Annotated in this window: 21 protein-coding genes and 1 pseudogene; 13 read left to right on the forward strand and 9 right to left on the reverse strand. The window is 64.2% G+C overall.

Features of this window, described 5'->3' with window-relative positions:
- From P8Y64_09175 to pstS, 5 genes are all read right to left on the reverse strand, one after another.
- The coding region (locus P8Y64_09175) for a class I SAM-dependent methyltransferase (protein MEJ2060642.1) at nt 1–588 on the reverse strand (588 nt) is incomplete at its 3' end.
- 18 nt (nt 589–606) lie between these two features.
- The gene (locus P8Y64_09180; protein MEJ2060643.1) at nt 607–1359 is read right to left on the reverse strand and encodes a hypothetical protein; all 753 of its coding nucleotides are present in this window, start codon (nt 1357–1359) and stop codon (nt 607–609) included.
- 104 nt (nt 1360–1463) lie between these two features.
- Nucleotides 1464–2342, reverse strand: a complete 879-nt coding sequence (gene pstA, locus P8Y64_09185; protein ID MEJ2060644.1) for a phosphate ABC transporter permease PstA — start codon at nt 2340–2342, stop codon at nt 1464–1466.
- Nucleotides 2339–3301: a phosphate ABC transporter permease subunit PstC gene (gene pstC / locus P8Y64_09190; protein ID MEJ2060645.1), complete on the reverse strand. Its 963-nt coding sequence runs from the start codon at nt 3299–3301 to the stop codon at nt 2339–2341. Before pstC ends, pstA begins: the two co-directional genes overlap by 4 nt.
- A 101-nt stretch (nt 3302–3402) precedes the next feature.
- On the reverse strand, nt 3403–4485 hold the full coding sequence (gene pstS, locus P8Y64_09195; GenBank protein ID MEJ2060646.1) for a phosphate ABC transporter substrate-binding protein PstS: 1083 nt from the start codon (nt 4483–4485) through the stop codon (nt 3403–3405).
- A gap of 282 nt (nt 4486–4767) precedes the next feature.
- On the opposite strand from pstS, the gene cpdA reads away from it, so the two are divergent.
- From cpdA to P8Y64_09235, 8 genes are all read left to right on the forward strand, one after another.
- Complete coding sequence (gene cpdA, locus P8Y64_09200) at nt 4768–5562, forward strand: 3',5'-cyclic-AMP phosphodiesterase (protein MEJ2060647.1); 795 nt, start codon at nt 4768–4770, stop codon at nt 5560–5562.
- 102 nt (nt 5563–5664) lie between these two features.
- Nucleotides 5665–6498 (forward strand): tetratricopeptide repeat protein, encoded by an 834-nt coding sequence (locus tag P8Y64_09205; protein ID MEJ2060648.1) that lies wholly within the window; start codon nt 5665–5667, stop codon nt 6496–6498.
- Nucleotides 6499–6524: 26 nt separating this feature from the next.
- Nucleotides 6525–7571 (forward strand): phosphotransferase, encoded by a 1047-nt coding sequence (locus tag P8Y64_09210; GenBank protein ID MEJ2060649.1) that lies wholly within the window; start codon nt 6525–6527, stop codon nt 7569–7571.
- A gap of 2 nt (nt 7572–7573) precedes the next feature.
- Entirely contained in the window at nt 7574–8239 is a 666-nt protein-coding gene (locus P8Y64_09215) for a nucleotidyltransferase family protein (protein ID MEJ2060650.1), read from the forward strand.
- A gap of 79 nt (nt 8240–8318) precedes the next feature.
- Nucleotides 8319–8582, forward strand: a complete 264-nt coding sequence (locus P8Y64_09220; GenBank protein MEJ2060651.1) for a YrhK family protein — start codon at nt 8319–8321, stop codon at nt 8580–8582.
- A gap of 93 nt (nt 8583–8675) precedes the next feature.
- Nucleotides 8676–9128, forward strand: coding sequence for a hypothetical protein (locus tag P8Y64_09225; protein ID MEJ2060652.1), 453 nt, complete (start codon nt 8676–8678; stop codon nt 9126–9128).
- A gap of 3 nt (nt 9129–9131) precedes the next feature.
- Entirely contained in the window at nt 9132–10565 is a 1434-nt protein-coding gene (locus P8Y64_09230) for a glutamate--cysteine ligase (GenBank protein ID MEJ2060653.1), read from the forward strand.
- 35 nt (nt 10566–10600) lie between these two features.
- Nucleotides 10601–11623, forward strand: coding sequence for a M14 family metallopeptidase (locus P8Y64_09235; GenBank protein ID MEJ2060654.1), 1023 nt, complete (start codon nt 10601–10603; stop codon nt 11621–11623).
- 375 nt (nt 11624–11998) lie between these two features.
- Here P8Y64_09235 and amrA read toward each other — a convergent pair whose 3' ends face one another.
- Nucleotides 11999–12565, reverse strand: a complete 567-nt coding sequence (gene amrA / locus P8Y64_09240) for an AmmeMemoRadiSam system protein A (protein ID MEJ2060655.1) — start codon at nt 12563–12565, stop codon at nt 11999–12001.
- Nucleotides 12552–13334 (reverse strand): AmmeMemoRadiSam system protein B, encoded by a 783-nt coding sequence (amrB, locus tag P8Y64_09245; protein ID MEJ2060656.1) that lies wholly within the window; start codon nt 13332–13334, stop codon nt 12552–12554. The genes amrA and amrB overlap by 14 nt, the downstream gene beginning before the upstream one ends.
- Nucleotides 13335–13496: 162 nt before the next feature.
- Here amrB and amrS point away from each other — a divergent pair, with 162 nt between their 5' ends.
- The 4 genes and pseudogenes from amrS to P8Y64_09265 all read left to right on the forward strand — a co-directional run bounded on the left by amrS (nt 13497) and on the right by P8Y64_09265 (nt 16297).
- Nucleotides 13497–14588 (forward strand): AmmeMemoRadiSam system radical SAM enzyme, encoded by a 1092-nt coding sequence (amrS, locus tag P8Y64_09250; GenBank protein MEJ2060657.1) that lies wholly within the window; start codon nt 13497–13499, stop codon nt 14586–14588.
- A gap of 5 nt (nt 14589–14593) precedes the next feature.
- Nucleotides 14594–15190, forward strand: coding sequence for a Slp family lipoprotein (locus P8Y64_09255; protein MEJ2060658.1), 597 nt, complete (start codon nt 14594–14596; stop codon nt 15188–15190).
- A 9-nt stretch (nt 15191–15199) separates the two neighbouring features.
- Nucleotides 15200–15724, forward strand: coding sequence for a Slp family lipoprotein (locus tag P8Y64_09260; protein ID MEJ2060659.1), 525 nt, complete (start codon nt 15200–15202; stop codon nt 15722–15724).
- Nucleotides 15725–15789: 65 nt separating this feature from the next.
- Nucleotides 15790–16297, forward strand: a pseudogene (locus tag P8Y64_09265) (endonuclease V).
- A 1-nt stretch (nt 16298) separates the two neighbouring features.
- Here the strand turns inward: P8Y64_09265 and P8Y64_09270 are convergent.
- Together P8Y64_09270 and lipA are read right to left on the reverse strand one after the other, a co-directional pair.
- Entirely contained in the window at nt 16299–17048 is a 750-nt protein-coding gene (locus P8Y64_09270; GenBank protein MEJ2060660.1) for a YdcF family protein, read from the reverse strand.
- 24 nt (nt 17049–17072) lie between these two features.
- Entirely contained in the window at nt 17073–18023 is a 951-nt protein-coding gene (gene lipA / locus P8Y64_09275; GenBank protein ID MEJ2060661.1) for a lipoyl synthase, read from the reverse strand.
- A gap of 109 nt (nt 18024–18132) precedes the next feature.
- Here lipA and P8Y64_09280 point away from each other — a divergent pair.
- A partial coding sequence (locus tag P8Y64_09280; protein ID MEJ2060662.1) for a glycosyltransferase family 39 protein occupies nt 18133–19694 on the forward strand: 1562 nt, incomplete at its 3' end.

Consider the following 19694-nt stretch of genomic DNA (forward strand, 5'->3'; position numbering starts at 1 on the left):
CCGCTCGTTCAGCTCGCGGATCGCCCGGGTATCCTCGCTCTGGTCTTCGGGGTCGGCGACCGATCCGCCCCACAGGGTGTTGTCCAGGGCGACCAGGCCGCCGCGCCGCACCAAGGTCAGACAACGTTCGTAATAGTCCAGGTAGCCGGCCTTGTCGGCGTCGATAAAGGCGAAGTCGAACTGCCCCGCCCCGCCCTCGGCGAGCAGCCGGTCCAGGGTCTCGATGGCGGGTGCACGGTGCAGCTCGATGCGGTCGTCCAGGCCTGCCTCGCGCCAGTAGCGGCGCGCGATGTCGGTCCAGCGCCGGCTCACGTCGCAGCACACCAGGCGGCCGTCGGCCGGCATGGCCTGCGCCATGCACAGGGCGCTGTAGCCGGTGAAGGTGCCCACCTCGACCGCCCGGCACACGCCGAGCAGCTCCACCAGCAGGCCCATGAGCTGACCCTGCTCGGGCGAGATCTGCATGCGCGCCTCGGGCAGTTCGGCGGTTTCGGCGCGCAACCGGGCCAGCAGCTCAGGTTCCCGCACCGAGACCCGCAGCAAATAGTCGTACAGCGGGTCGGTCATGGTGAGGGTGCGTACGGACATGCGGTGCCGCCGGGCGGATCAGGCGAGGGCCTGCGCCATCAGCGCATCTTCCACGCCGAACACTTCGCGGTACAGCACGCCCATCACCGCCACCATCATGGGACAGGTCCAGATCAGGCCGATACCGAAGGGGATTGCGCTGACCGACAGGATGAGAGTCATGGCCAGCATCAGGAAAAACACCTTGAACCAGTGCCTGGTGATGGCGCGGCGCGAGGCCTCCATGGCGCGCCACGGACTCAGGCCTTTTTCCACGACCAACGGCACGGCCAGCATGTAGGCAACATACAGATATATTGCCGGCAGGATGAGCAGGAAAAAGGCCACGGTAATCAACACCAACTTGAGAATGGCCACGATAATGATGGGTACAGCAAAACCGAAATAAGCAAAGGCCGTATCCATTGAGATCGGCAGGTCCACGGCACGGCGAATGCCCATCATCAGAAAACCGGCTATGAAGGGAGCCGCCACCACGGTCATCACTAACTCCCGAATGACAAAGCCGAGCAGACCCTCCTGCGGCACGCCCAGCACGGCCAGGGCCCCGGCCAATAACAAAGCTACGGCGGCAACGACCAGAATGTACAACGCTGCCGCCGCCCAATATGAGCCTTTCATGCCTCTAGTGAGGCGAAAGCCTTCGGCAAGGATATCTTCGACATTGAAGTCGTAGTTGCCGCTGACCCCGTCTTCCAGGGTTTTTCCGGCCGGCGGTACGTAGATTCTCGTGGCGTTGGGATCGAACTCTTCGGGATCCGCAGGACTCATGACACACTCCCCCCAGGTGGTACGGTTTGACGGGATAGGTTCTAGGCTGGGGTCGAGGCTGTCAACCCGCCGCCCCGTGCGCGTGCAGGGATGCCAATCGTTCGTCAGCGACGGCGCTTGAGCATGGTGCGTGCCAGCAGATTGATGGCCAGCACCATCAGCGTGATCAGCAACGCCGCGGCATAGGCCAGACGATGCGCGGAGGCATAGGGTTCGCTGATAAAGCTCCAGATCACGTAGGTCAGATAACCCACGCCTTCGTGGGTCAGGTGCCCGCTCCAGAGATAGTTCGACCAGCCCGCGGTATAGAGCAGCGGCGCCGTCTCGCCCAGCGCGATGGCCAGCGCGAGCAGCACGCCGGTCAACACGGGCATCAGGGCGGCCGGCAACAGCACGCGCAGAATCACCCGGCGCTCCGAGCTGCCCAGGCCGTAGGCCGCTTCGCGGATATTGTGGGGAATCTGGCGCAAGGCCAGCTCGGTGGTACGCGCAATATAAGGCAGCATCATGATGGCCAGCGTCAGCGAACCGGCCGCGAGCGAAAAGCGCCAGCCGAAGCCGATCACCATGGTGATGTAACCGAAGTAACCGAGCACGATGGACGGCACGCCCACCAGAACATCGGACAAAAACCGCCCCACCATGCCGAGCCAGCCGTCTCCGTACTCGGCCAGATACACGCCGGCGGAGATCCCGACCGGCGCCGCGACGAACAGGGCCCCGCCCGAGATGGCCAGGGAGCCCACGATGGCATTGCGCAGCCCGCCCGAGATGCCTTGCGTATCCTCGACGAAGGTCTTGAGGTGAATGCTCGCGCCACCGCGCAGCATTACGAACACCAACAGGTACAACAGCACCAGGCCGAGCACGGCGAAGGCGAAACCGGCCAGCCCCCAGCCCAGCCAGGACGTCAGGCGCCGGCGGGAAAAACTCACGCGGCGCGTGGCGCCTGCGGGATTGAGCACGTCGGCGGAAGCGCTCATTTCCGGCCTCCGGCGAACCACAGCACCAGACGTGCCGCGGCGTTGACCACGACCGAGATCACCATCAGCAGCAGCGCAATCTCGGCCAGCGCACGCACCGCCATGCCGGTGGGATCCTGCAGAGCACTGTCGAGCTGCGAGGCGATGAAGGCCGCCATGGTGGAGATGGGATCGTAGATATTCTTGGGCACGTAGTTGAGGGCGTTGCCGCTGACCATCAACACCGCCATGGTCTCGCCCAGGGCGCGCCCCAGGGCCAGGATGGTCGCGCCCACCAGGACGCGGTGCAGCCCGGGCAACAACACACGGAGAATCACCTCGAAGCGCGTCGCGCCGAGGCTGACACCGGATTCGCGCAGGGCAATCGGTGTCGCCACCAGGGCATCACGCAGCGTGGCGGTGATCAGCGGCACGATCATGAAGCTGAGTACGATGCCCGAGGTGAGCAGTCCGTAACCGCTGCCGGTCGGACCGCGGAAAAAGGGAAATACCGGTCCGAGTATTTTCTCGAGCACCGGGTAAACGTGATGCGAAAGCAGCGGGATCAATGCGACGTAGCCCCACAGCCCGTACACCACGCTGGGAACGGCCGCGAGCAGTTCGACCAGAAACGAGGACGCCTCCCGCAGCGGGCCGCGCACCGCCTCGGCCAGGAAGATGGCCGACAGCACACCCATGGGCAGGGCGATCACGATGGCGACCAGCGATGACAACAGCGTGCCCGCGACCAGGAACAGGACACCGTAATTGGCGTTGGGCAGGACCTCGGTACCGTGCACGGTAACCGGGTCGTTGTACATGTTGCCGAGGTTCCAGCTGTTGTGAAACAGGAACCCGAAACCGTTGAACTGGATTGCCGGCCAGGCGTAGATCATCAAAAAGACGATGATCGCCAGCAGCGACAACGGCAACAGCGCAGCAACGGCGCTCAGACCCAGACGAAAAGTTGACACGCGTATTTGCATCCAAGGAAAAGAATGGACGGCGAGCGCCACAGAGTTCCGCCCGCCGTCCTGTCAATGCCTTCAATCAGACCGAAGGCAAATAGACTCGTTCCAACTTAAGCGTGAATCTTTTCGATCTGCGCACGCGACAGCTTGGCGACGCTGCTCGGCAGCGGCACGAAATGAACCTTCTTCATGAAGTGTTCGGCATTGCCACCGCGCGACGAAATCGCCCAGCTCAGCAGGGTACGCAGGTTGTCAGCCATTTCCTTGGAGGGCTGCTGGCTGTCCACCAGGGCGTACTCGTAGTTGATGATCGGATAGCTGTACTTGCCGGGCGCGAAGATCAGGCTGATGCGCTGGTCGGCGGGGGTCTTCGGCACCATGGACGCCGCGGCGGCCTTCACGGTACGCACGGTCGGCAGCACGAAGTGGCCGTCCCGGTTCTTCAGACGCGCCTCACCCAGGTGCGCAGCGTTGATCTGCTGCTTGTAGCTGATGCCGATATAGGCGATGGAGTAGGAGTTGTTCTTCAGCGCGTCGACCATGCCGGAATTGCCTTCCGCACCGATGCTCCCCTGCACGGGCGCCCAGCTCACCGAGGTGCCGTAGCTGTATTTCTTCGACCACCAGGGCGTGGACTTGCTCAGGTACTGGGTGAAAATGAAGCTGTCGCCGGAACCGTCGCTGCGATGCACGGCGATGATCCGGTGATGCGGCAGGTGCACACCGTGGTTCATGCGGGCGATGCGCGCATCGTCCCACTCGGTGATCTTGCCGGCATAGATGTCAGCCAGCACCGGGCCGCTCAGCTTGAGGTGCTTATGGTTCAGACCGGGCACGTTGTAGTTCACCATCTGGCTGGAAATCGCCAGCGGGATGTTCAGCATGCTGGGCTTGCGCTTCATCTGCGCGTTGCTCAGATAAGCGTCGGAGGCGCCGACCTGGGCCAGCCCCTGCATGGACTGGGCCTGGCCGGTACCGCTGCCGGTGCTGGCCGTGGTGATGTGCACGTCGGCATGATGCCTGGCATAGGCCGGCACCCAGAGGTTGAACAGGGGATAAACCAGACTGGAACCGGTTTCGAGCACATTGACCGAAGCCGATGCCATGCCGGAGGCCATCAGGACCGTGCCAGCGGCGACGCCGATGGCAGCTTGGCGCAGCCAGCGCCCGGAAATGGATTTTTTAGACAACATAATGTCAATTCCTCAGTAGAGATACCGCTGTGGTAAAGATGTAAAAGTAGAAAATGTCGGAAACACACAGCACACGACGCTGTTTCGCGAAAAATAGAGGGGAAGAGCGCGGGTAAGTTCGTGAATATTTCATGAACCCTGCACTTCTCCACCGGCCCGCTCGGCGTTCGGGAACGGTCGGACACCCCCCGATTCATCCAGCCGTTTGATCTGCTTCAAACAGCCTTCATATTCGAATCGGTATAATCCGCCCCCGTCGAAGTCTGGCCTCGAGAGGAAGCGATGGCTGAATCAGGATCGAACAACCCCTTGCACCTGGTACAGATCACGGATCTGCATTTCTGTGCCGAGCCCGGTGACATCCTGCATACGCGCGTCAACACCGACGCCACCCTGAGGCAGGTGCTGGACGTCGTGGCGCACAACGAGGCCGGGGCGGACCTGATCATCGCCACCGGCGATCTGGCCCAGGACCCGGTGGAATCCGCCTACGGACGGCTGCTGCCGGTGCTGGAATCGGCCTGCGCCCCGGTGGTCTGCCTGCCCGGCAACCACGACGACGCCGAACTGGCCTCCAGCCTGCTGCAGGGGGAACGCACCTCGACGCCCAAGGTAATCTCACGGGACGACTGGCTGATCATCCTGCTGGACAGCAGCGTGCCCGGCGAACCCTGGGGACGGCTCGACGAAGCGGAACTGAGCCTGCTGGAGGAATGCCTGGACCGGCATCCGGCCCGGCATGCACTGGTCGCCCTGCACCATCATCCGGTCGACATGGGCAGCCCCTGGATCGACACCATCAATCTGCGCAACGCCGACGAACTGTTCGCGGTGCTGGACCACTTTCCGCAGGTGCGGGCGGTGATGTTCGGGCACGTGCATCAGCACTGGGACAGCACCCGCAACGGGGTACGCCTGCTCGGCACCCCGGCCACCTGTATCCAGTTCAAGCCCCGTCAGGAACGGCTGGTGATCGACACCCTGCCCCCCGCCTATCGCTGGCTGGACCTGTATCCGGACGGCCGCATCGAGACGCGCGTAGTCCATTTGCAGACCGCCCAGCGCCTCTCGGCCTGAAGCACCGCCGGTCCCGCTTTTCCCCTCACTTGTCCCGCCCTACTTGAAAAAAAGGCGGGTTGGGGTCATGTTGCAGTTATGAGGCAACCGATTGATCGTGACATGAACTCCTTCGATCAGCAGGACGTTCTCACGGCGCTCAAGGAACGGGAGCAGACCACCAGCCCGCTGGACGCCGCGCTGGCCATCGCCGCGCGCGAATATCCGGGGTTGAAGGCCACCGATTACCGTCGCCTGATCGACGAGTGGTCGGTCGAGCTGAAGGGCCAGCTGCCCGAGAATCCCAGCCTCGAGGACCGGCTGCGCACCCTGAACCACTTCATGTTCGACGAGAAGGGCTTCAGCGGCAACATCGACGATTACTACGACCCCCGCAACAGCTTCATCAACGAGGTCATCGACCGGAGGGTCGGTATTCCGATCACCCTGTCGGTGGTCTACATCGAACTCGGGCGGCGCATCGACCTGCCGCTGGAAGGCGTCTCCTTCCCTGGACATTTTCTGGTCAAACTGCCCGTCTACCGCCATGCCGTGGTGCTCGACCCCTTCAACCGCGGGGTCAGCCTCGACGAACACGACCTGGAGGAAATGCTCAGCGAGTACTTCGATACCGAAGTCGACGACCTGGGCAGCCTCCTGCAGGCCGCCAGCACGCGCGAAATCGTGATGCGCCTGCTGCGCAACCTGAAAGGTATTTACCTTGCCAAGGACGAACTCCCCAAGGCGCTGGAGGTGATGAACCTCATGCTGTCCCTGGACGAGACGCAGACGACCGAATACCGCGACCGCGGCCTCGTACTCGCCTCGCTGGAGTGCTATCAGGCCGCCAGCACCGACCTCGTGCATTACCTGGAACTCGCCCGCGAAGCGGACGACGCGGACCAGATCCGCGAGACCCTGATCCAGCTGAAAAGCGAAAGCCCGTCCCTGCACTGAACCGGGGGCACCCGGTGCGGCATGCTATGCTGTCCGCCCGACGATTCAGCGCGCCCGACCCCATGCCCGAGCGACTCGAAGCCCTGCAACGCTGGCTCAGCGAACGGCTCCGCACCGACGATTTCGAACTCATTCCCGCTTCGGCCGACGCCAGCTTCCGGCGTTACTTCCGCGCGCGTCAGGCAGACAAGACCTGGATCGCCATGGACGCCCCGCCCGACAGGGAACGCCCGCAGGATTTCATCGCCATCGCCGAACGGCTGCACGCCCTTGACCTGAGCGCCCCGCGCATCGAAGCGGCGGCGCCGGAGCAGGGTTTTCTGCTGCTCGAGGACCTCGGCGACCGCACCTTCACCCGCGCCCTGGCGGAAGGTCACGACGAGGCCGCCCTCTACCGGCTGGCCACGGACACCCTGATCGCCCTGCAGCAGCGCTGGCGGCCCGACCTCGCCACCGGCCTGCCGCCCTACGACGAGACGGCGCTGCTGCGCGAAGCTTCCCTGCTGATCGACTGGTATCTGCCGGCCGTCACCGGCCGGCCCACTGGCGAGACGACGCGTCAGCGCTTCGTCTCGGCCTGGCGGAGCGTGCTGCCCGGCGTGGACAGCCTGCCCCGCACCCTGGTGCTGCGCGACTATCATGTGGACAACCTCATGGTGCTGCCCGGACGCGCGGGCGTGGCGGCCTGCGGCCTGCTCGATTTCCAGGACGCCCTGCTGGGTTCGCCCGCCTACGATCTGGTCTCCCTGCTGCGCGACGCCCGCCGCGACGTGCCTGATGCGCTGCAAAAGGAAATGCTGGCGCGTTATCTCGCCGCCTTCCCGTCACTCGACCACGACCGTTTCGAAACGGCCTACTGGGTGCTGGGCGCGCAGCGCACCACCAAGATCATCGGCATCTTCACCCGCCTGGCGCACCGCGACGGCAAGCCTGACTACCTGCGCCACATGCCCCGGCTGTGGCGGCTGCTCGGCGAAGAGCTTGCCCACCCGATGCTGGAACCCGTGCACGCCTGGTACGAGGAGCACCTGCCCGCCACGCTGCGCATCATCCCCGCAACCGAGCCGGCCTGACCATGCGCGCCATGATCCTCGCCGCCGGCCGCGGCGAACGCATGCGGCCGCTGACCGACACCACCCCGAAACCGCTGCTCAAGGCCGGCGGACGCTGCCTGATCGAATACCACCTGGAACGACTGGCCGCCGCCGGCCTGTGCGAAATCGTCATCAACACGGCGCACCTCGGGGCGCAAATCAGCGACTACCTCGGCGACGGCGGCCGTTACGGCGTACACATCAGTTATTCGTACGAAGGTGAAACGGCCCTGGAAACCGGCGGCGGTATTTACCGCGCGCTGCCCCTGCTGGGCAACGCCCCTTTCCTGGTCGTCAACGGCGACATCCATACCGACTACCCCCTGCCACCACCGCGACTGGCACCAGACGACCTGGCCCACCTGGTGCTGGTCGACAATCCGCCCCAACATCCTCAGGGCGATTTCGCGCTGCGCGACGGCCGGGTGCTCGAGACCGGCCAGGCACTTCTCACCTTCAGCGGCATCGGCATTTATCGCCCCGAACTGTTTGCGGCATGCCGGCCGGGCACCTTCCCGCTGGCGCCGCTGTTGCGCGGGGCGATGCAGGCCGGGCGCGTCAGCGGCGAACACTTCCGCGGCGCCTGGATGGACATCGGCACCCCGGAACGTCTCGAGCGACTCGACGCTCTGCTGTCGCAGCGCTGAAGACCGGCACGGTACGCCGGCTGAACTCGCATCCGCCCGAGCGGACCAATCCGGTAAAGGATGCGATCAATCATTTCCCATGGCAGTCAGCAAAACCGACACACCCTCATCGTTACGTTTATTCAGCGCCTTCCTGCGCGACTTCCCCTGGATTCACATTGCGCTCGGCCTGACCGGCAATCTCGCCTTTCTGATCGGCAGCGTGTTCTTTTTGTGGACCTCGCTTGAACGGGCCGGGGTCTGGCTGTTCATCATCGGATCCGGCGGCATGTTCATCGGCAGCATCGGCAGCGCCGTCGTACGTTGGGAAGAACGGCAACGCGACCGTGAAGCCGGCGGCTGACGCCGCCTTCAGGCCACCGCGGCAACGTGCGACAATCATAAAAACCGCCCATGGCGGCAACTGCTAGACTTGTTTCATCAGGGGGTTTCACCATTGGCTTTCGAAGACTCTGCGGTACGCAGCTCCTTCGACTTCGATCCGGCCCAGATCGCCGACCTGCGCGAACGCTGGCGGAATCTGCTCGATCTGAGCGTGTGGGGCGACATCAAAAGCCAGAAGATCGGTGCCGTGCCGCGCCTGCGCAAACGCCTGCTCGAAACCGGTGAGAGCATGCGCTCCGTCGTCAACGACCGCGACTGGATCCCCCAGGTCCGCGAGCGAGTGAAGGGCGCCATGGCGGCCAGCCTGAATCTGCGCGACGCTCTGCTCGGCCTGGAGCGCTCCGCCCAGGTGCTCGACGGCGGCGAGGACTTTTCCGCCTTCGAGCGCGACCTGCTCGAATTCCGGCACCGCCTGCTGTTGTTCATCGAAAAGCACGAACAGCAATGGGGCGACCTGCTCGAAGAACAATACGACATTCAGGAAGAAGACGACGAGGACGAATGAGGCGTGGGGCAGGAGATCGGCGCAACGCGGTTTTCATCCCAGGACTTCACCCGCTTTGCCGATCGGCTGCGCGAAGAAACCGCACTGCTTCGAACCTGGCTCGAAAGCGAACGGTTCCGTGACCGGAGTCTGGTCGGCGGCTTCGAGATCGAGGCCTGGCTGGTGGACGGGCGACTGCGTCCCGCCCCGCGCAATCCCGAATTTCTCGAGGCACTTAACACGCCGCTGGCCACACCCGAACTCGCCAAGTTCAACGTGGAGTTCAACAACCAGCCGCGCGTGCTCGCCGGACACGCCTTGAGCGACTTTCACGCCGACCTTGCCGCGCTCTGGCAGCGTGCCGAGGCCTGTGCGGGCGGCCTCGATCTTCATCTGATGCTGATCGGCATTCTGCCCACCCTGCGCGAGAGCGATCTCGACAAGCGCCACATGTCGCCCATGAACCGCTACCGGGCATTGAACGCGCAGGTCCTCAAACATCGCGAAGGGCGCCCCCTGCGCCTGGAGATCACGGGGCACGAACACCTGCTGTGCGTACACCGCGACGTGATGATGGAATCCGCCACCACCTCGTTTCAGATCCATCTCCAGGTCCCGGCCCAACAGGCGCATCGTTATTACAACGCCAGCATCATGGCCTCGGCGCCGCTGGTCGCCGTGAGCGCCAACTCCCCGTTGCTGTTCGGCAAGGACCTGTGGGACGAGACGCGGATTCCCGTATTCGAACAATCCGTCGAGCTGGGCGGATTCGACGGTGCCGCGCGTGGGCCGGTCCGCCGGGTCGGGTTCGGCACCGGTTACGTGCAGCATTCGATCATTGAATGCTTTCAGGAAAACCTGGATCACTTTCCCGTCCTGCTGCCGATCAAAATCGACGAACCCGCGGACAACCTCGCCCACCTGCGCCTGCACAACGGCACCATCTGGCGCTGGAACCGCCCGCTGGTCGGCTTCGGCGCCGAGGGTGAACCACACATCCGTATCGAGCAGCGCGTGGTGCCCGCCGGTCCGACCCTCACCGACAGCATCGCCAATGCCGCCTTCTTTTACGGTTTGTGCGCCGCACTCGTCGACGAGACCGAAACGGATCAGCCCGACATCGATTTCGCGCATGCCAAGGACAATTTCTACGGCGCCGCACGCTACAGCCTCGACGCCCAGCTCACCTGGCTCGACGGACAGCGGCACACCGCTGCCGGGCTGATCGCCCAAACCCTGCTGCCCCTGGCAAGGCGTGGACTTGCCCGCCTCGGCCTGAATGACGAGGATGCCGGTCGCTGGCTCGACATCATTGCCGAACGGGTGGAAACACGGCAGCACGGCGCAGCCTGGCAACGCCGCCACCTGCTGACCCACGGCAACGATATTGTGCAAATGAGCGCGGCCTATCTCGACAATCAGCGTAGTGACGTCCCGGTACATCGCTGGCCTTTGTGAACATCACCCAAGAAATGACATCTACAACCAAAGCGATGACCAAACTGAATCAGATCCAGGAAATTCCCGACGGGCTGCTGGAGGTCGGCGCGCGCGAGCTGCACACCGTGCTGCCCGGCCCCACCCTGATGCATCTACCGGGACGGCGGGAGGCACCGCTGTTCGTATCCGTGCTGCTGCACGGCAACGAGGACGCCGGCCTGGCCGCCATCCAACACGTACTGCGCCGCTACACGGATCAACCGCTGCCACGGGCGCTGTCGGTATTTTTCGGCAATGTGAGCGCGGCCAGGGAAGGCCTGCGCGCCCTGGACGGCCAACCCGACTACAACCGGATCTGGCCGGGCGGCGATGCGCCGGACAGCCCGGAGCGACGCATGATGGCCGAGGTGGTCGACATCATGCGCGAGCGAAACATTTTCGCCAGCATCGACGTACATAACAACACCGGGCTCAACCCGCATTACGCCTGCATCAACCACCTCGACGACCGCTTCATGCAACTGGCCTCGTTGTTCGGGCGCACCGTCGTCTACTTCATCCGGCCGCGCGGCGTGCAGTCCATGGCCCTCGCCGAACTGTGCCCGGCCACCACGCTGGAATGCGGCAAGCCCGGCGTCGCCGCCGGTGCAGAACATGCCGCGGAATTCATCGAGGCCTGCCTGAACCTGGCAGAGATACCCGATCATCCCGTGGCCGCCCACGACATCGACCTGTTCCACACCGTCGCCACGGTCAAGGTTCCAGAACCCTTCAGCTTCAGCTTCGATCACGGCGCGGTGGACATCGCCTTCGATGCTGAAATCGACCACTACAACTTCCGTGAACTTGCCGTCGGCACGCGCTTCGGCGTGCTGCGGCCGGACAGCCAGGCCAGGCTGGAGGCACGCGACGAGGAAGGACAGGATGTCACCGATCGTTTTTTCTCTCACGTCGACGGCCATATCACCCTCATCCGCCCGAGCATGCCGTCCATGCTGACGCTCGATACGCGTATCGTTCGCCAGGATTGTTTGTGTTACTTGATGGAAAGATTATCAGCAAGGGGTGAGGAGTAAGGAGATAAGAGAAACAGTGACAGACGAAACGCCGAATTCCTCCTCACACCTTACGTCTCACCTCTCACCAAAAACCCCGTCCCGCCTTGCCGAGCAGCCGGTGGCTTGCAGGGCCAGCCCGGCAGGGACGCCGGGCTGAGGTTCATCGCACCAGGGAAGGTGCGTTGAACCGTGCCCGTCGCAAGTCAGTGGTTGTGAGGGAAGCCGAAGGCCAAGGCGGTGGGGGTGCCCTTCTCTTTGGGTACTTTCTCTTGGGCACGCAAGAGAAAGTACCTCGCGCTGTGTGAACGCGTTAGGCAAAGAAATCCTAACCTCAAAAGCGCGAAACAAGTCCAACAACGTTAGTTAGTCAGCACCCACACGCGAAACCTAACTTCAAACAAAATGCTCCGTGGTATACCGCTCCACACGCAAACTGTCCGACCAGTAATCCGGCATCAGGCCGGCCTTTTGCTTGAGCTGGCGCAGGAACTCGCCCGGCTCCGGCAGCTGCTCCCACACGCTGGGCAGGAAGGTACCGCGATACAACCCGTCCTCGAGAATGAGCCCGTCCTCACCGGGCCGCAGCTGCGCGACCAGGTCCTGCTCGCTGCTGAATTCCAGCGGTTCGGAACGGCTGAGCACCGAGATGCCGATCTCCAGGTCGGCCAGTTCATGGCGTTCCACGACGGGGAACCGCGGATCGCCGAAGGCAGCCTGATAGGCATGATCGGAGACGTCGACCACCAGCGGCTCATAAGCCGCCAGACCGCCGACACAGCCCCGTAATGCATCGTGGCGTTTCAGGGTCACGAAGCTTGCGCGTTCCTCGCGCAGATGCTCCGGGTAGTCCTCCGGACTGATTGGCAGGGCCCGCCGATGGGTCAGGCCGTATTCGATTGAATTGCGCGCGATCTTCAGCAGTGCAGCCCGTTCCTCGGACCCATACTCACTTGAATGCATAGGCGCCGTATCCGACTACATGATCGCGGGGCCCGGCGGTATCGCCGGAATTGCGCACGTCCAGTGCGTGGGCCTGCAGCCCGTGCCGACGCGCCACCCGCAGCAGCCCCCGGATGGGGATGCGCCCGCAGGCCTGTTCGTCACCGATGGCATGGGCATCCAGCGCCTCGATCGCCGCGGTGGTCACGCGGTCCAAACGCCGCGCCTCTTCGTAACTGAGGTAGTGGCTGAGATCGGAGCTGATGACGATCAGGGTTTCCGGACCGCCCCAGAGCGCCTCCAGGACCATGCCCACCTCGTCGGCGGTGGCGCTGCCCACGACCAGGGGCACCAGCTTGAACTTGCCCAGGGTCTCCTGCAGAAAGGGCAGATGCACTTCGAGGCTGTGTTCGAGGCTATGCGCCTGATCGAACACGAATACCTCGGAGAGCTTCACGATTTGCTCGATGGCCTCGCGGTCGACCTCGATGCGCCCCAGCGGCGTCTCGAAATATTCGGCGCTGGGCGCCGCAACCCCGTAAAACCCCACCCGGTGCGACGGACCCAGCAGCACGACCCGCTCGATCGGCTGGGGATGGTTTTTCAGCCGGGCGTAGGCCGAAGCGGCCACCGGCCCCGAATAGATGTACCCCGCATGGGGAACGATCATCGCCTTGGGGGGGAGTTCGTCGGTTTCGGCCTCGCGCAAAAAGTGCTGTATGGTTTGATGAAGCTCGGTAGGGTCCGCGGGATAGAACATCCCGGCGACGGCTGGAGGTCTGATCTGCATGACTCCGTGATACCTCTTTCCTTTGGCGGTGGCTCGCGCAAGACCTTTGTTAATTTATGGTTATAGACGCGCTCCATGCAGGTCCTGCATGATTGAAAAATACCCTGACAGGCACTATCTGTAAATGTAATGGAAGTATAGATACGGTTTTCTGACGAAACCATGAATATTCAAGCCCAAGAGGGGCTCCACCCCACCAAATACTGGCACCGCCTCGACGACGGCCGTATCCAGTGCGACGTCTGCCCTCGGGAGTGCAAATTGCACGAGGGCCAGGAAGGCCTGTGCTTCGTACGCGGGCGTTATCACGACGAAATCGTGCTGACGAGCTACGGGCGCTCGTCGGGCTTTTGCGTGGACCCGATCGAGAAAAAGCCGCTCAATCACTTCCTGCCGGGCACCCCGGTGCTGTCCTTCGGCACCGCGGGGTGCAACCTGGCCTGCAAGTTCTGCCAGAACTGGGACATGAGCAAGGCCCGGGAGATGGACCGCCTGATGGATTCCGCCTCGCCGGAACAGCTGGCGGAAACGGCCGAACGCCTGGGTTGCCGCAGCGTGGCCTACACCTATAACGACCCCGTCATATTTCTGGAATACGCGGTCGACACCGCCATCGCCTGCCGCGAGAAGGGCATCAAGTCGGTAGCCGTGACGGCCGGCTACATCAACCCGGAACCGCGCATCGAGTTCTACAAGTACATGGACGCCGCCAACGTGGACCTGAAAGGCTTCACGGAGCGGTTTTACTGGAAGATCTGCGGCGGCCATCTCGAACCGGTGCTGGACACCCTGAAATACCTCAAGCACGAGACCGATGTGTGGTTCGAGCTGACCACCCTGCTCATCCCCGGCGAAAACGATTCCGAGGCCGAATTGAACGAGATGACCCAATGGGTGGTCGAAAATCTCGGACCGGACGTGCCCATGCACTTCACGGCCTTTCATCCCGACTGGAAGATGATGGACTATCCCTCGACACCGCCCGCCACCCTGACCCGTGCGCGCCAGATCGCCCTCGACAACGGCGTGCACTACGCCTATACCGGCAACGTGCACGACGAGGCGGGCGAGAGCACCTATTGCCACAGCTGCGGTACCCGCCTCATCGGCCGCGACTGGTACGTCATCAGTGAATGGAACCTCACCCCGGACGGCGCCTGCCCCAAATGCGGTACCAAGGCGGCCGGCGTGTTCGAGGAAAAACCCGGCACCTGGGGCGCCAAGCGCATGCCGGTGCGCATCTCCGCCGCCTGACCGCAATGCGCCAACCACGCCAAATCCCGTTGCCCGGCCCTCTGGGGCGACTGGGCGGACTGCTGCTGTTCACCGTCCTGCTGCTCGGTGGCTGCGCAAGCGCCCCCGAACTCCAGCCTCCCGGCCCGTATGTCGACCTGACCCCGCAGCAGGCCATGGCCGCCAGGACCACCGGCCAGACGGTGCGCTGGGGCGGCACCATCATCCAGACCAAGCCGGAACAGGGGCAGACCTGCTTTACAATGCTCGCCCTGCCACTGGACAGCACCGCGCGTCCCGTGCTGGAACGTGAACGTGCGCAGGGACGCTTCATCGCCTGTTCGAAGGGATTCTACGACCCGGCGCTGTACAAGGCCGGCCGAGAGGTCACCTTCGCCGGCCACCTCCAGGGCCTGCGCAGGGAAAAAATCGGCAACTACGAGTATCCCTACCCCCTGCTCCAGGCCGGCCCCCCGCATCTCTGGCCGGAGCCCCGCCCCGAGACCTATCGCGACCCGTGCTGGACCGATCCCTGGTGCAACCCGTGGAGCCCCTGGTACCCCTACTGGCCTTATTACGGCCCCTATGGGCCGCCCTATTACCATGACCATGACCGACACTGAGACCGTGGCGTGAAAACCCAGTCGTCCATGCAGCGGGCCCTGCGGTTCGGTTTCGTCCTGCTGACCACGCTTTGGCTGGCCGGATGCGCCACCAAGCCCCCTTTCCCGGACGAGGTGGTGCAAAGCGCAAGCACGGTCCCGCCCCCGCACGTGCTGAGCGAAGGCGGCGGTCCCCTGCCGGCCGGTCCGCTGATCTGGGGCGGGGTCATCATCAGCACCCAGAATCTGAAGCAGGACACCGAGCTGACGGTGCTGAGCTTTCCCCTGGACGACGACCTGCGCCCCAAGTCGGAGGAACCGACGCTGGGCCGTTTCCTGATCGTGCGCCAGGGGTTTCTCGACCCCGTCATCTATGCCGCCGGACGAGTGGTGACGGTGGTGGGCAAGGTCGACCGGATCGAAACCCGCAAGATCGACAACGTGGATTACCGCTACCCGGTGATCGAAGCGCAGTCCCTGTATCTGTGGCCGCCCAAGGACAAGAGCATCCCGGTATATTTCAGCATCGGCGTGGGCGTGCACGGCGGGTTTTAAGACAAGCACGACCCGCGCTTGAAAAAACAGGCCATTGAACCGGCCACCCCATCACCCCCACACACATGAAAACCGACTGGCCTACCAATACCCAGGAAGCCCGCGCGATACAGGAGAAGTTGCGTGAACGCGTGGTGCTGCACGACGACTTCGGCCCCATCGAGCGGGTGGCCGGGGTGGATGTCGGATTCAAGGACAACGGTAAAATCACCCGCGCCGCCGTGGTCGTGTTGGCGTTCCCTACGCTCGAACCGCTGGAACAGGTCATCGCCGAACAACCGACACGTTTTCCCTACGTGCCAGGCCTGCTGTCGTTCCGCGAACTGCCGGCCGTCCTGGAAGCCCTGGGTAAATTGAAACAGGCACCGGACCTGCTGATCTGCGACGGCCAGGGCATCGCCCACCCGCGCCGTCTCGGCATCGCCGCCCATCAAGCCCGTGTTCGTCTCGCCCGGACACCGCATCGGCCTGGAATCGGCGATCCGTCTGGTGCTGGCCTGCACGCCCCGCTACCGGCTGCCGGAGACCACGCGTCTCGCCGATCGCATCGCCTCACGGCGCGGGATGAAGTAATTCAATAATGCAGGCGGTACCAGGTCAGCCCCAGCACCTCATGGGCCAGCTCGGTCATGGTGCGCGCGGCACGCGCCTGCGGCAGCCAGCCCAATAATCCCTGTTCCCGGCTATCCGGCCCGGCGAAGCCGGTGGGCGCGGCGATGGGGTCGAGGCCGGCCTTACGGAACGACCACAACGCCCTCGGCATATGCCAGGCCTGGGTGACCAGCAGCACGCGGCGGATCCCCAGGGGCTTGAGCATGTATGCGGTGAGCTGCGCGTTCTGCCAGGTGGTATGGCTGAGTTGTTCCACCCAGCGCACCGGTACATGAAAATCCCGTTCCAGCACCTCGCGCATCAGGACCGCCTCGCTCAACTGCGATTCCGGCGTCACGCTGCCGCCGCTGGTCAGCACCGGCAGGCCGGTGCGGCGCGCAAGCCAGGCCGCGTAGCGCACGCGCTGCAGGCCGTTCGGGGTGAGGGTCTGGCCGCCGTATTCCGGCGCATCGCGCCGCCCGGCACCCAGCACGACGATAGCCTGGGCATCGGTGGGGATGCTCGTCAGCGGCGGTGTGGAAGATGACCAGAGCCCGGCCAGCGGATAGACCACGACGGGCAGGCTGGCCAGCCAGGCCAGGACGATACCGGCGGCGGCCAGGGTCATGCCCGTCCGTCGCCAGCGCAGGGTCAGCAACAGACCGAGGATAGCCAGCAGCAGCGGCCCGGCCGGCGGCAGGATCAGGGTTTCGGTCAGATGGCGGAACCACACGGCGGCAGTTCGCTGCGTGCTAGATCACAGAACGCCGGCGGCCTGCTGGTCGGCGTGGTAGGAAGAACGCACCATGGGTCCGCTGGCGACGTGCGTAAAGCCCATGGACTCGCCCAGCTCACGCAGTGCGTCGAACTCCTCGGGCGTCACGAAACGATCCACCGGCAGGTGATGACGGGATGGCTGCAGGTACTGCCCCAGGGTCAGCATCTCCACCCCGTGTGCACGCAGATCACGCATCACCTGCTCCACCTCGTCCATGGTCTCGCCCAGTCCGAGCATGATGCCGGACTTGGAGGGCACATTCGGGTGGACCTGCTTGAAGCGTTCCAGCAGATCGAGTGACCACTCGTAATCGGAACCGGGACGGGCCTGGCGGTAAAGACGCGGCACCGTTTCCAGGTTGTGGTTGAACACATCGGGCGGCGCCTCGTGCAGCAGGGCCAGCGCCACATCCATGCGCCCGCGAAAATCGGGCACCAGGATCTCGACCTGGATGTCGGGGCTGTATTGCCGCGTCTTGCGGATGCAGTCGACGAAATGCCCGGCACCGCCGTCGCGCAGGTCGTCCCGGTCCACCGAGGTGATCACCACGTAGCGCAGGCCCATGGCCGCGATGGTGCGCCCCAGGTTCTCGGGTTCTTCCGGGTCCAGCGGATTGGGACGGCCATGCGCCACGTCGCAGAACGGGCAGCGACGGGTGCAGATATCCCCCATGATTATGAAGGTCGCCGTGCCGTGCCCGAAGCACTCGCCCAGGTTCGGGCAGGCAGCCTCTTCGCAGACGGTGTGCAGGCGGTTCTCACGCAGCACGCGCTTGAGGCGCTGCACCTCCGGGCCGGCATGCGATTTGGCGCGAATCCAGCGCGGCTTGCGCGCCACCTGCTGCAGGGGTTCGATCTTGACCGGGATGCGCGCCATCTTCTCGGCGCCGCGCTGCTTGACCCCGGCTTCGGGACGGTTCGAAGAACTCATCTCATGCAACTCCTGTAATCCATCCGAACATTCTGCCACAGGCGCACCGTGTTTGGCCCGCCGCGCCCCAGCCGCTATCATCGCGCGGTACTCCTTCATGCCTTCAGCCGTGAACACATCCGACACCTGGCTCACCCGCATCAACGCCACGACGCCGGCACGCCGCGCCCTGTGGTTCGCCGCCCTGTTCGTGCTCGCGGTGGTGCTGTTCGCGCCCGGCATCGGCCAGGTCACCTCGGTCACCACCAAGGACGAGTACTACCTGGGCCTGCGCACACCGATGTGCATGGTGGAACAGGACCACTGGCTGATCCCCTGCCTGGACAACGAGCCGCGCATCAAGAAACCGCCGCTGCTGTACTGGATCACGGCGGCGAGCTACGACGTGTTCGGCGTATCGCTGACCAGCGCGCGCATCGTAGCGGTGCTGTTCGCGGCGCTGTTCGTGCTGGCCACCGCCCTGATCGCCTGGGAGATGCGGCGCGACCTGCACTACAGCCTGCTGGCCGGACTGATCATGCTGTCCACGGCGAGCATCGCCATCGGCGCGCGCATGCTGTTGCTGGACATTCCCACCGCGGCGCTCAGCGCGCTGGCGCTTTATTTCGCGCTGCGCTGGCGCAACGGTGCGGGTCCGGCCGCCCTCATGCTTGCCGCGGTGGCCACCGCCGCCGGCTTCCTGGTCAAGGGACCGATCGCCCTGGTGCTGGTGGGCTCGGGTGCACTCGCCCTGTTGCTCATGGAAGAAGACCTGCGCAAGCGCGTGGCGCGTCACTGGCCGTGGATCGCAATCGCGGCGGCGCTGTTCCTGCTGCTCGCCCTGCCCTGGTACGTGTACGTGCATCAGGCGCTCGGCGGCGCCAGCACGGCGACGCTGCAGCACGAACTCAAGGCGCGCGATTTCTTCGACTTCTCATTGCGCCCCATCGGCGGACTGGTCGAGCTCAGCCTGCCGTGGACCTTTCTGGCGCTGTTCCTGGCCTGGCCGCGGCAAAGCGAGTCGCTGGAACCGGACCTCAGTCGCTACGTGAAGCTGTTGCTGGTCTGGCTGCTGATCAGCTTCCTGCCGTTTTTGCTCATCAAGACCTTCGGCCGTTATCTGTATGCCTCGCTGGTGCCGCTGAGCCTGATCAGCGCCACCTTGCTGTACCGCCCCGGCCTGCGTTTCGTGCGCGTGGCGAGCGTGGCCGGCTGGCTGGTGGCCAGCCTGGTGATCTGGCTGCTGCTCGGCATGCTGTGGTGGTTCCACGGCGTCAATGCGGCCTCGATCGTCACGCTCATCATCTGGCTGGGCTACACCGTGTACTGGTGGCGGGTGCGCGACGGCTCAACGCTGGCGGCGAGCAGCGCCCTGCTGTGGCTGGCGACGATGGGGGCGCTGTATCCCGGGCTCGGCTTCAACGCCATCCCCGCCGATGTGGTGTCGGCCGCACGCGGCAAACCGGTGGTGATGTACGACGGCCCGCAGCCCGCACTGCTGCCCTCCGTGCTGGGCCGCGAACTGATCCACCTGGACAGCCGCTGGCTGCTGCCCGACCGGCTGCAGAACGAATGCAATCCCTTCCTGCTGTTCGCCGAGGATGACAAGCTGGACAGCGTCAAGGCGCAGCTCGCCATCAACGGCCTGAGCGCCAGGCAGGAAATCAGCTATCCCGTGCTCACCTCGCGCGT

Source organism: Gammaproteobacteria bacterium, assembly GCA_037388465.1.
Taxonomy (GTDB): Bacteria; Pseudomonadota; Gammaproteobacteria; order SpSt-1174; family SpSt-1174; genus JARRKE01.

Coding starts and splice junctions, on each gene's coding strand:
- amrB (MEJ2060656.1), bottom strand. CDS start 13,334: ATGCAGATCAGACCTCCAGCCGTCGCCGGGATGTTCTATCCCGCGGAC.
- P8Y64_09220 (MEJ2060651.1), top strand. CDS start 8,319: ATGGCAGTCAGCAAAACCGACACACCCTCATCGTTACGTTTATTCAGC.
- P8Y64_09210 (MEJ2060649.1), top strand. CDS start 6,525: ATGCTGTCCGCCCGACGATTCAGCGCGCCCGACCCCATGCCCGAGCGA.
- P8Y64_09205 (MEJ2060648.1), top strand. CDS start 5,665: ATGAACTCCTTCGATCAGCAGGACGTTCTCACGGCGCTCAAGGAACGG.
- P8Y64_09235 (MEJ2060654.1), top strand. CDS start 10,601: ATGACCAAACTGAATCAGATCCAGGAAATTCCCGACGGGCTGCTGGAG.
- cpdA (MEJ2060647.1), top strand. CDS start 4,768: ATGGCTGAATCAGGATCGAACAACCCCTTGCACCTGGTACAGATCACG.
- P8Y64_09180 (MEJ2060643.1), bottom strand. CDS start 1,359: ATGAGTCCTGCGGATCCCGAAGAGTTCGATCCCAACGCCACGAGAATC.
- amrA (MEJ2060655.1), bottom strand. CDS start 12,565: ATGCATTCAAGTGAGTATGGGTCCGAGGAACGGGCTGCACTGCTGAAG.
- amrS (MEJ2060657.1), top strand. CDS start 13,497: ATGAATATTCAAGCCCAAGAGGGGCTCCACCCCACCAAATACTGGCAC.
- P8Y64_09255 (MEJ2060658.1), top strand. CDS start 14,594: ATGCGCCAACCACGCCAAATCCCGTTGCCCGGCCCTCTGGGGCGACTG.
- P8Y64_09215 (MEJ2060650.1), top strand. CDS start 7,574: ATGCGCGCCATGATCCTCGCCGCCGGCCGCGGCGAACGCATGCGGCCG.
- lipA (MEJ2060661.1), bottom strand. CDS start 18,023: ATGAGTTCTTCGAACCGTCCCGAAGCCGGGGTCAAGCAGCGCGGCGCC.
- pstS (MEJ2060646.1), bottom strand. CDS start 4,485: ATGTTGTCTAAAAAATCCATTTCCGGGCGCTGGCTGCGCCAAGCTGCC.
- pstA (MEJ2060644.1), bottom strand. CDS start 2,342: ATGAGCGCTTCCGCCGACGTGCTCAATCCCGCAGGCGCCACGCGCCGC.